Below are 12,068 nucleotides of genomic sequence, written 5' to 3'. Positions count from 1 at the left end.
GGCCTATTATCAATAAAAAATTGATAATAGGCCGCACACTATCGTAGCAATGTCAATACTTTTCTTTGAAAAATAATAAAAAAAGAGAGAGGGTATATTTGCAATATAACCCTCGAATGTCATTCAGTCCTTAACTTAATGACATTGCTGCTGGATCCATTCATATTTTGACACAGTCAAAACAAGAAAGTGTATGCATTCTTAAAGAGAATGTTACGTTATTGGATCCTTCTAAAAAATCTTTGATCATTGCAGGATTGGCTGGATATGGAAATCAGGAAGATTTAAGAAAACAAATAGAAGATATTTGCCAGGAAGCTTTCGAGGGCTATACGTATCTTTTATATAATGATGTTCAAATAGCTTTAGCAGGAGCGTTAGCTAATCAGGATGGTATTGTTGTGATTGCAGGAACAGGCAGCATCGCTTATTCATGCTTGAATGGACAAACAAAAAGATGTGGTGGCTGGGGCTATCAGTTAGGTGATGAAGGTAGTGCTTATTGGATGGGAAAAGAGCTCATGAAAATATATTGTCAACAAGTTGACGGAAGATTAGAAAAGACAAAATTGTATGATAAAGTTAAAGAAAGTTTATTATTAGAAAATGACTATGATATCATTTCATATCGTCATCATCTTCAAAACGAACGAAAAGACATTGCACTTTTAGCAAAAATCAATTATGAATTGGCTTTAGAAAACGATCTGTATGCTTTGCAGATTTATAAAAATGCCGCAAGTTATCTTGGTCAACTGATAGAAGTTCTGGCTCGAGATTTTCATCAACCTATACCAGTATCTTATATAGGAGGCGTTTTTCAGGCAGGTGAATATATTTTAAAGCCATTAGAAGAAACATTACAGACGACATCATGTTATTTACAGTCACCGCTTTATCCACCAGAATATGGAGCATATTTATTAGGGTGTATGTATACTCAAAAGATACTCAAAAAATAAAGAGTATCTTTTCTTTTGAATTATGTTACAATAATAAAGAAATGAGTGTGATAAAATGATAACTCCTAGACATTTGGTAAAAACGATTAAAGGTCAATATAGAATCATAGTCATTAGTGATATTCATGGTCATTTAGATAGATTTCAGGCACTTTTAAAAAAAGTGAAATACACACCTGAAGATTATCTGATTATTTTAGGCGATTTTGTAGAAAAAGGTGACCAGGTTATTGAAACCATTCATTATGTTCAAGAACTATCTAAACGTGATCGTGTTTTTGTACTCATGGGAAATTGTGAATGGGCATTAGACGCATTGCTGACAATACCTGAACTGGCAAATCAGATACAGGGTTATTTAAAGCGTGTTTCCAGCAATGGCTGCATACGTGAAGTTTATCATCGTTTACATTTGGATCAGGGGCATGAAACAATGCTAGGTATTCAAAAACAGATTGCTGATTATTTACATGATGAAATTGCATTTATATCTCACTTACCTGTTACATTAAAGTTGAATCAATTTCTATTTGTTCATGCAGGTATTGAAAAAAGAAAAGATTATAAAAACAGTTCTTTATCTTCATTGTTGGAAATGAAATATTTTTACCATCAGGGACATCTTTTAGATGATATGGTTATTGTAGGACATTTACCTACATCCAATTATTATCCAAATCAAATATGTAATGATATTATCATTGATGAAAAGAAAAAAATCATTTGTATTGATGGGGGAACGGGTGTCAAATCTATTTCACAATTAAATGCATTAATTATTGAATCTAAAGATGGTGTTATTCATTACTCACAAGAATATGTTCAACCTTTGCCATATCATCATGTTATATCTGATGTAGAAATATCTCAAAATGAGAAGCATAAAATTGCATATCCACACTTTGAAGTGGAAGTCATCAAAAAAGGTGAGGAATTCAGTGAGTGTTATCAAAAGGAAACGCAACAATATTTAAAAATAAAAAACGAGTTTTTATATAAGCGTCATCATCAGACATATTGTTTAGATGATTATACTGATTATTTTATTTCAGCCAAAAAAGGTGATCTTGTGAAAGTTATAGGAATCTATAGTCATTATGCATATGTGATTCATCAAGGAGAAGTGGGCTGGATTGATGTCAAGTGTATAAATTTATAAAATGAGTTTATACTTATATAGGTGATAATATAATGCATAATGAAATATATATTGAAGAATTGTTAAATGGTTTAAACATGGGCTTGCTGGCTATTGATCATTTGATTGATAAAATTGAAAATGATCAATTACGTGATATCGTTTTACATCAAAGAAAAGCCTATGGAGATTTGAAAAACAAAATAACACGTGATGACTCTCATACTGAAGATCATTTGAAAAATAAGATGATGTTAGAGTCAATGATTGAAATCAAAACATTATTAACAGATGATGCTAAAATTACAAAGATGTTAATAGAAGGAAGTAATCAGTCAGTTATGACAATGGCACATTTATTGAATAAAGATCATCATGTCGATTTAAAGGTGAAACAATATAGTGATGAATTTGAGAAAATTTCTCAAAAATACATAGATGAATTGAAAGCCTTTCTTTAAAAAGTTTATAACATGAAAAATGTGATAGGATTTATCACATTTTTTATGAGTGATGATGAATTTATTTGATTGAGTCACTATAAGATGTTTTGTATTTAAAAAAGGTGTAGAATAAAAGAAAGGGAAGAAAAAGATATGAATGCAAAACAATTAGATGAAGTGGTACATAAAACACAGGAGTTAATCAAGACACCGACTTGTTGCCAGGAATTAAAAGAAATGGCGGAACAATGGTTAAAATCAGTAGGAAGCGAAAATGAAGCTTTGATGACACAACAATATATGGCAGAATTAAAAGAAGATCTCATGCCTATTGACAATTTAATTGCCTTTGCAAGTTCAAAGGATGGACAGATATATTTTGGTGAAAGTAAAGCCAAAGAAATTGTACGTCATAGTCAGGAAATCCAAGCACAGGGAGCTCAATATTGTGATTGTCCAGCTTGTGCTATTGTAGAAGACATTTTAAAGACATTAGAAGGATAATAAAAAATAAGCAAGTCCAAATGGCTTGCTTATTTTGTTAACATTTTTTTCGCTTGAATAATAATTGTTGGTAAAAGAGCGAATCCATAAATAACAAGAAGTTGATTTATAGAAATTGTATGAATCATAAATAATCCATGCATTGCTGGAACAAATAAGATGAAGTGTAGTAATGCAAAACCAATAATAAATGCAATAATGCTTGAACGGTTTGTAAAGAAACCAATTTTTGATAGTGGTTGAGAACTACGACAATTGAAACCATGTAATAAACGAGCTAAACAGATTGTTGCAAAGGCCATTGTAGAAGCTGTTAAAGGATCTCCTTTTAATCCAGTTAAGTATGCACACATTGTACAAATAGCAATAACAATACCTTCATAACTGATTTGGAAGAAAGTTGATTTGTTAAGAATAGAATCATCAGCTTTACGTGGTTTTTCTTTTAAAACATCATTACGCCCAGATTCCATACCAATCGCAATTGCAGGTAAAGAGTCGGTAATAAGATTCATAAATAATAAGTGAACAGGGAAGAAAGGTGTAGGTAATAAAAGAAGTGAAGCGACAAATACACAAATAATTCCTGCAAAGTTACCAGATAATAAATAATTGATAGAGTTTTTGATATTACGGTAAACATTACGTCCAGTAATAACAGCTTTGACAATAGTAGAGAAGTTATCATCTGTTAATATCATATTCGCAGCATCTTTAGAAACTTCAGTACCCGTAATTCCCATAGCAACTCCAATATCACTTTGTTTAAGTGCTGGAGCATCGTTGACACCATCACCAGTCATGGCTACAATATCTCCGCGTTTTTGCCAGGCTTTGACAATACGAATCTTATGTTCAGGAGCAACACGTGCATAAACACTGATGTGTGTTAATTTTTCATCTAATTCTTCATCACTCATTTGATTTAATTGTTGACCATCAATAGATAAGTCACCATCTTCATAAATACCAATCTTTTTCGCAATGCTTCTGGCAGTCACAACATGGTCACCCGTAATCATAATAGGCTTAATACCTGCCATTTTACATTTCGCAACGGCATCAGCACTTTCTGGTCTTGGCGGATCCATTAAGGAAACAAGACCAACAAATGTTAGATTGTTTTCATCATCTAATTGAATATCATTACTATCTAAATCTTTATATGCAAAACCTAAGACACGTAATCCTTCATTCGCATAATTTTGATTTTGTTGAAGGATTTCGTTTTTATAACGTTCTGTTAGTGTTTCTTTTTGTCCATTGATAAGGATAGATGTACATCTTTGTAAAATAACATCTGGTGCTCCTTTTGTATATAAATGATTTAAAGAAGAAACACTCATTAATTTACGATCTGAATCAAATGGTAATTCGTTTTGACGAATAGCAGTATTTTCAAATTCTGGATCATTTTGTGTATGAAGATGAACCAAATCAATTAAAGCTAATTCAGTTGGATCTCCAATTCTCTGATCTCCATTAATCACAGCATTATTACATAATAAACATGCTTTTAATAAAACATTGTGATCATGATGATGACTATCTAAATCATCAATTTCTAATAATTTGTTATTTAAATAGATTGTTTGTGGTGTCATTTTGTTTTGTGTTAAAGTTCCTGTTTTATCACTACAGATAACAGATACACAACCTAAACTTTCGACTGAATTCAAATTTTTAATAATGGCATTTTCTTTAACCATTTTTTGTGTACTCATAGATAAAACAATTGTCACAATAGAACTTAAAGCTTCAGGAATAGCAGCTACAGCTAAGGCAACAGCAATCATTAAAGCATCAAGTAAAGATTCATGAGCTAAGAAAATATTTAAAGCCAAAACAATGGCACAAATAATCATAATCGCAACAGATAATTTACCACTGAAATCATCTAAACTCTTTTGTAAAGGTGTTTTACGATCTTTCGCTTCATTTAACATAGAAGCGATTTTACCGATTTCAGTATTCATTCCAATGCTTGTTACAATATAACGTCCTGTACCATTTGTGACTAAACTTCCAGAAAAAGCCATATTTTTCTGATCTCCAACAATGACTTCCTGTTCAATAGTATCAGTGATTTTATCAACACTATCAACCTCACCAGTCAAGGCACTTTCGTTAATTTGAAGGGATGCTGATTCAATAATACGACCATCACCACTGACAACATCACCTGCTTCAATTTGAACAATATCACCAATTGTTAATTCGTTAGAATTTAATTCACATAATTGTCCATCACGTAAAACTTTGACTTTAGGAATAGAAAGTTTCTTTAAACTTTCTAATGATTTTTCAGCTTTTAATGTTTGAACTGTTCCTAAAATCGCATTAATGACAATGACCACAACAATAACAAGTGTACTTTCCAGCTGACCACTTAATCCAGAGATAATGGCGGCAATAATTAATATAATAACTAATAAATCTTGAAATTGTTTTAAGAAAATCAAGAAAGGACTTTCTTTTTTCTTTTCAGCCAATTCATTTTTGCCATACTTTTCTTGTCTTGACAAAGCTTCTTGAGTTGATAAACCCGATTTTGTTGTCTGACAATCATTTAATGTTTGTTCAATACTTTTTTGATAATACATACTTTTTCCTCCATTTTTCATCTTCAACGAATAAAAAAGACAAGCTCGCTAAAGATTTATATGTCTTTAACGAGTCTTGTCTTTAAGATGCACCAGAATAATAAATTATTCGCGATTGTTGATAACATCACACATATTGTGAGACTACTCCCTCATTGCCATTATATTAACATACTCGTCAAAATATGTAAATAGAAAATCTTTGAATTATTTTTGTGAAGAAAGTTGACTGTTATTTATCATGAAATAGATATAAATGGATAAAAATCAATACTATGGAAAATTTATTTGGTATTAATTATGCACTATCTTTAAACCAATAAACAAGTCCATTTTCCTGATAATCTCCAGTCAATGGGTTGATTGGTATTTTTTTGAGTTCTGATGATGGCTCATACCAGAGTTCTTCTTTTTGCATAAAGTTTGCCATTGTCTGGAAAATGACTTTTGGAATTCTTGTATCTGAAGTCATATTCATTTCGCGATTATCATCATAACCACACCAGCTTAAAATTGTATATTGTGGATTATAGCCTGCACATAAAGAGTCATAAGGTGTTGAACCAGTTTTCGTGGCAAATGTTGTGTTTGTAGGATAATTAACCATCGTAGGTGTTGTATAGGATTGAAAGGACTTTTCAAAAGGTGCAGTTAATAATTGACTCATCATTAAACAGGTATCTTTATTTAAAAGCTGTTTGTTTTGAGGCTTATATTCATACAAAACATCACCATTATTATTTGTAATCTTGGTAATCGTATGAACATCATTGTAAATACCTTGATGAGCAAGTGTGGTATAAATAGCAGAAAAATCATAAACATTGGTATTTAAAGTTCCTAAGGCAAGAGAAGGATGAGGAGAAATATGTTGATATCCAAATTGAGAAAGTGTATTCACTAATGCCTGTTCTCCTAAAAACATATGTGTTTTCACTGCATAAATATTATCACTCACCGCAATCGCCTGTGCCATTGTAACATCATCATTGGCATATTTTTTGTTGAAATTGGTTGGTGTATATGTTTTTCCATTTTCTAATTGAAAAGTAGTGGGTTCACTTTTGAATTTGGTAATAGGCGTAAAACCATTTTCTAAAGCAATATAATAAAGTAATGGTTTGATAGTAGAACCGACCTGACGTGAAGCTTGGGTTGCACGATTGAATTGTGAAGTCGCATAATCTTTACCACCCACCAATGCTAAGACTTCAGATGCCTGACTATCTAATATGAGACTAGAGACTTCTAATTCCTCTCGATCTTTCATTTGTTCGGTAATGGTTTGATTAAGCTGATCTTGAATTTGGGGATTTAAACTTGTCTGTATATTTAAACCTTGATTGACATATTCTTCTTTATAAAAGCCAAGCTCTTTTAGCTCACTTATAACCGTATCACGATAATAGGGATAAGCACATTGGATGGTAGAAGATGGATGAGGATTGAGTTTGAATTCACTTTGATAAGCCTGATTTGCCTGTTGTTGTGTAATCTGTTTTTCATGAACCATTGCATCTAAAACGATTTTCTGTCTTTGTTTAGCTGCTTTGATATCTTTAAATGGTGAATAATACTCAGGACCATTAATCACTCCAGCCAACATACTGGCTTCATTTAAATCTAAATCACGGGGTTGTTTATTAAAATAGTATAGACTGGCATTTTGAATACCATAAATACCATGTCCAAAATAAACAGTATTAATATAACCTTGTAAAATCGTATCCTTATTATAATGTGTTTCTAGACGAACAGTTAAAAAAGCTTCTTGGATTTTTCTGGACCATGTCTTATCATTATTTAAAAACATTAATCTGGCATATTGCTGGGATATTGTGCTGGCTCCTTCGACACGACCATTTTCACTGATATTGGCTTTAATAGCACGTAAAATACCAACGGGATCAAAACCACGATGTTCATAAAAACGATGATCTTCAATAGCCACAATACTCTTTAAAAAATAAGGTGAAACATCTTTGAGCTGTACATCATTACTTTGTTGTTGAGATTGATAAAAAAGTTGTTGATTTTGATCATACATTCTAATAATATGACCACCATTCAAATCAGGAGCTTCAATGATATAACTTATAGAATAGACACTTATCATAAATACAAAACCAGCAATAATGATTCTTCTTAACCATTTGATACATTTGATCATGACTTATCACCTCATTTTTTCATTTTTGCCGATATTTATGAATAATATTCATGATTCATGGAAAATATGGGAATAAGAAATAAAACGTGACTTTCTCAGTGTGGTTTTGTTATAATGTAGGCGGTGATGTCAAATGTATCAAACAAAACAAATTCATTATAAAGCAATTTTTAAGCAAGATCATGATCAGCATAAAATTGAATATAAAGCCAAAGGATTATTTCATCAAGATCAAAAAACAAGTCTTGATTTTGATACACCTGAAGGACATATTCAAATATCTTATGATGATCAGGAAGTGCATTTACAACATGGAAATTCACTTTTAAAATTTCATAAAGAAAAACCATTTTGGAATCAATATCAATTACCTTATGGTTCAGTTGCTTTAAAAACAAAGTTACTGAAATTTCAAAATAATCAAGATAGCATGAAATTGAAATATGAATTGTATGATCAGCATGGGTTAATTTCTACAGTTTATATCATGATTACAATGAAAGCCTATTGTCTGGTGGACGAACATGAAAATATTTAAAATATTTTTAAATCGTATTTTTGTGTTTGGTTTTCTTATCTTGATTCAAATATTATGGGTATTTTTTATAGGTAGAGAATTATTGGAACATTATTCTTGGATTCATTATCTGATGCGATTGATCAGTTTGATGGTTGTCTTATGGTTAGTTAATAAAGATGAAAATCCTTCTTATAAGATATCATGGATTATTGTTGTTTTATTATTCCCAATGTTTGGGGGATTATTATATTTATTGATTGGAAATAAGAAACCATCTCATAAGATACGTAGAATTTTACAGCCTGCTTTAGATGAAATCAGTCAAGTTGCGATATTAGAAGATGATGTTTCCAAAACCCTAACAGAGTCCAAACAGGATGCGCTTCATTATTTATCTGATTTGGGATATGGAACTTATTTAAGAACAAAGTGTCGCTATTATTCGTTAGGTGACTATTGTTATGGAGATTTATTGAAAGATATCAGTCAGGCTAAAAAATATATATTTATGGAATATTTTATTGTATCTGAAGGATTGATGTTTGAAAATATTTTAAAAATTCTCGCTCAAAAAGTTCAGGAAGGTGTAGAAGTTCGTTTTATTTATGATGATGTTGGCAGTATAACAACACTTCCTTATCATTTTGAAAAAAAGTTAGAACAACTGGGAATTCAATGTGTTGTCTTTAATCCTTTTATACCGCTTGTTTCTGCCGGGATGAATCATCGAGATCATCGTAAAATTTGTATTATAGATGGAAATATTGGATATAGTGGTGGTTTTAATCTGGCTGATGAATACATTAATGTGAAAGTGCGTTTTGGGCATTGGAAAGATACAGGTATTCGTTTAGAGGGACAAGGTGTCTGGAATTTAACAACCATGTTTTTATCAACATGGAATGCCTATAAACATCAAGATGATGATTATACACAGTATCAACCTCATCAATTGCCACCGATTCAACAGGATGGATATGTAGTGGCTTATGGAGACTCACCTGTTGACCATGAAGAAACGGGTGAAAACATATATTTGAATCTCATTAATCAGGCTCAAAAAGAAATTCTTATCATGACGCCTTATTTTATTATTGATGAAACAATGATGAAAGCTTTTTTGCTAGCAAGAAGAAAAGGGGTGCGTATTCAAGTCATTACTCCTGGGATTCCAGATAAAAGAAATGTGTATCATGTGACACGTTCTTATTATTACTCGTTAATGAAAGAAGGGGTTGAATTCTATGAATATAAACCTGGTTTTTTACATGCTAAAATGGTTTTATGTGATCAAAGAATAGCAACCGTTGGTACTATTAATTTTGATTATCGTAGCTTGTATTTACACTTTGAATGTAATGTGATGGTGACCCAAAAATCTGTCATTAAAGATATTTCGAAAGATTTTAAAGAAACATTAGCATTAAGTCAAAAAGTCACGCTTAAAGATAGTCGTCGTTTTAGAGGAATATATGAAGCTTTTTTAAGGTTATTTGCACCATTAATGTAGAAAAAATGTTGACTATATCGTCAAATATGATATTGTATTAAAAGTATGATAAGAAGGAGGATATTATGGCTGTTAATAAAATAGAACTTTCATTAAAGAAGGTCTTACAAAAAGCAATTATTGATTTAAAATTTGTGGAAGATTATCCCCTTGAACAGATTGTAATAGAAATTCCTAAAGATAAAGCTCATGGAGATTATTCTACAAATATGGCAATGCAATTAACAAAAGTTTTAAGAAGAAATCCAAGAGAGATTGCTAAGTCTATTATTGATGCATTAGATTTAGAAGCAGGACATATTGAACGTGTAGAAATAGCTGGACCTGGTTTTATCAATCTCTTTTTAAAGAAAGATGCTATGACATCAGTGATTAAAGATGTTTTAGATGAACAAGATCATTATGGATATTCTGATTTTGGTCAAGGGATTAAATATAATATTGAATTCGTATCTGCTAATCCAACAGGTGATCTTCACTTAGGACATGCGAAAGGAGCAGCGGTTGGTGATAGTATTTGTCGTATTATGAAAGCTGCTGGTTATGATGTGACAAGTGAGTATTATATTAATGATGCTGGTAATCAGATTACAAATTTAGCTTTATCATTATATGCCAGATATTTACAGGCTTTTGGACAAGATGCCTCACTTCCAGAAGATGGGTATCATGGACCAGATATTATTCAAATTGCAGAAAATTTGAAAGAAGAATTTGGTGATAAATTCTTAAATATTCCTAAAGAGGAAGCCATTGCTTATTTTAGAAAAATTGGGACAGAACATGAATTACAGAAAATCAAAGATATTTTAAAGGAATTTAGAGTTCAACATGATGTCTGGTTTAGTGAAACATCATTATATGAAAATAATAAAATTGAACCCACAATTCAAAAGTTAAAAGATCAGGGATATACTTATGAAAGTGAAGGGGCTTTATGGTTTAAATCTACTGAATTTGGTGATGATAAAGACCGTGTTTTAATTAAAAGTGATGGAAGCTATACATATTTGACTCCTGATATTGCATATCATTTAAATAAGTTGGATCGAGGATATCAGTATCTTGTTGACTTGTTAGGTGCAGATCATCATGGTTACATTCAACGTATGAAAGCTGCTATACAGGCATTAGGTTATAATGCAGATCAACTCAACATTGATATTATGCAGATGGTTCGTATGGTTGAAAATGGTGAAGTTGTCAAAATGAGTAAACGTACTGGTAATGCTGTGACAATCAAAGATTTAATTGAAGATATCGGAGTTGATGCAACACGTTATTTCTTTGCATCTAAAGCAGCAAGCTCACCATTTGATTTTGATTTAGGTTTAGCTAAATCTCAGTCAAATGATAATCCTGTTTACTATGCACAATATGCTCATGCAAGAATGTGCTCGATTGAAAGACAGGCTATGCAGGCTCATATCGAAGTTGCCAATCATTATGAATTATTGGTTCATGAAAAAGAAATTGAATTGGTTAAACACATTAATGAATTTAGAGATGAAGTGATTGAAAGTGCTAAACAAAGAGCTCCTCATAAAATCGCAAATTATATTCAAAAACTTGCGCAATTATTTCATTCGTTCTATAATGATTGTTATGTAATTGATGAAAATCATCTTGATTTATCATCACAAAGATTAGCTTTAGTGAAAGCTGCTCAAATTACTTTAAAAAATGCATTAAATTTAATTGGTGTGAATGCACCAGAAAAAATGTAGGAGGATATTATGATTGATTATAGACAAAGTTCAATGGTAGATGTTGCATTTGATTTAATGACAAAGAAAAAAAAGCCAGTTGATTTTTATAAATTATGGCAGGAAGTTTCTGAAATCAAAGGATTTAATCAAGAAGATAAAGATGAAAATGAATCTTTATTTTATACAAACATTACTTTAGATGGACGTTTTATTACAGTAGGTGAAAATCGCTGGGATTTAAGAAGTCGTCATAAATTTGATGAAGTGCATATTGATATGAATGATATTTATGCTGATGATGAAGAAGATGCATCTGAAGAAGATTCTGATGATGGTTTAATTGAAGATGATTATAATTAATAAAAAAGCAAATCACATTGAAGTGATTTGTTTCAGGCTGTTGACAAAGTAAAAAGTCAACAGCTTTTAGTTTTCAAATAAAAAAATATATGGTATTATATCTATTGTCGTGGATGACTTCGTTCCAAATATGCAAACTTTGAAGCTCC

General features: G+C 31.3%; 10 protein-coding genes. 8 read left to right on the top strand and 2 right to left on the bottom strand.

The genetic code is table 11. The features are described 5' to 3' along the window. The first annotated feature begins 221 nt into the window (after window positions 1–221). From B5G32_RS12340 to B5G32_RS12325, 4 genes are all read left to right on the top strand, one after another. Entirely contained in the window at window positions 222–962 is a 741-nt protein-coding gene (locus B5G32_RS12340) for an N-acetylglucosamine kinase (protein ID WP_158094023.1), read from the top strand. 55 nt (window positions 963–1,017) lie between these two features. After that, window positions 1,018–2,121 carry a metallophosphoesterase gene (locus B5G32_RS12335; RefSeq protein WP_087936818.1) on the top strand — a complete coding sequence of 368 codons (1,104 nt, stop codon included), beginning with the start codon at window positions 1,018–1,020 and terminating at the stop codon, window positions 2,119–2,121. Window positions 2,122–2,153: 32 nt separating this feature from the next. Further along, entirely contained in the window at window positions 2,154–2,561 is a 408-nt protein-coding gene (locus B5G32_RS12330; protein ID WP_087936817.1) for a hypothetical protein, read from the top strand. 135 nt (window positions 2,562–2,696) lie between these two features. Next, on the top strand, window positions 2,697–3,047 hold the full coding sequence (locus tag B5G32_RS12325) for a molecular chaperone Hsp90 (protein ID WP_087936816.1): 351 nt from the start codon (window positions 2,697–2,699) through the stop codon (window positions 3,045–3,047). A 29-nt stretch (window positions 3,048–3,076) separates the two neighbouring features. Here B5G32_RS12325 and B5G32_RS12320 read toward each other — a convergent pair whose 3' ends face one another. Both B5G32_RS12320 and B5G32_RS12315 read right to left on the bottom strand, forming a co-directional pair. Next, the gene (locus tag B5G32_RS12320; RefSeq protein WP_087936815.1) at window positions 3,077–5,650 is read right to left on the bottom strand and encodes a cation-translocating P-type ATPase; all 2,574 of its coding nucleotides are present in this window, start codon (window positions 5,648–5,650) and stop codon (window positions 3,077–3,079) included. A 298-nt stretch (window positions 5,651–5,948) separates the two neighbouring features. Further along, a complete protein-coding gene (locus B5G32_RS12315; RefSeq protein WP_087936814.1) occupies window positions 5,949–7,820 on the bottom strand; it encodes a transglycosylase domain-containing protein in 1,872 nt (623 codons plus the stop codon). A 133-nt stretch (window positions 7,821–7,953) separates the two neighbouring features. Between B5G32_RS12315 and B5G32_RS12310 the strand changes: the two genes are divergently transcribed. The 4 genes from B5G32_RS12310 to rpoE all read left to right on the top strand — a co-directional run bounded on the left by B5G32_RS12310 (window position 7,954) and on the right by rpoE (window position 11,919). Then, the gene (locus tag B5G32_RS12310; RefSeq protein WP_087936813.1) at window positions 7,954–8,358 is read left to right on the top strand and encodes a DUF1934 family protein; all 405 of its coding nucleotides are present in this window, start codon (window positions 7,954–7,956) and stop codon (window positions 8,356–8,358) included. Further along, window positions 8,345–9,850, top strand: a complete 1,506-nt coding sequence (gene cls, locus B5G32_RS12305; protein WP_087304011.1) for a cardiolipin synthase — start codon at window positions 8,345–8,347, stop codon at window positions 9,848–9,850. Before B5G32_RS12310 ends, cls begins: the two co-directional genes overlap by 14 nt. A 65-nt stretch (window positions 9,851–9,915) precedes the next feature. Beyond that, complete coding sequence (gene argS, locus B5G32_RS12300; RefSeq protein WP_087245823.1) at window positions 9,916–11,577, top strand: arginine--tRNA ligase; 1,662 nt, start codon at window positions 9,916–9,918, stop codon at window positions 11,575–11,577. Window positions 11,578–11,586: 9 nt separating this feature from the next. Further along, entirely contained in the window at window positions 11,587–11,919 is a 333-nt protein-coding gene (rpoE, locus tag B5G32_RS12295; RefSeq protein ID WP_087245822.1) for a DNA-directed RNA polymerase subunit delta, read from the top strand. Window positions 11,920–12,068 lie beyond the last annotated feature (149 nt).

Origin of the sequence: Massilimicrobiota sp. An80, assembly GCF_002159255.1 — a bacterium.
Taxonomy (GTDB): domain Bacteria; phylum Bacillota_I; class Bacilli_A; order Erysipelotrichales; family Coprobacillaceae; genus Allocoprobacillus; species Allocoprobacillus merdigallinarum.
This window is presented reverse-complemented; position numbering and strand designations above follow the sequence as displayed.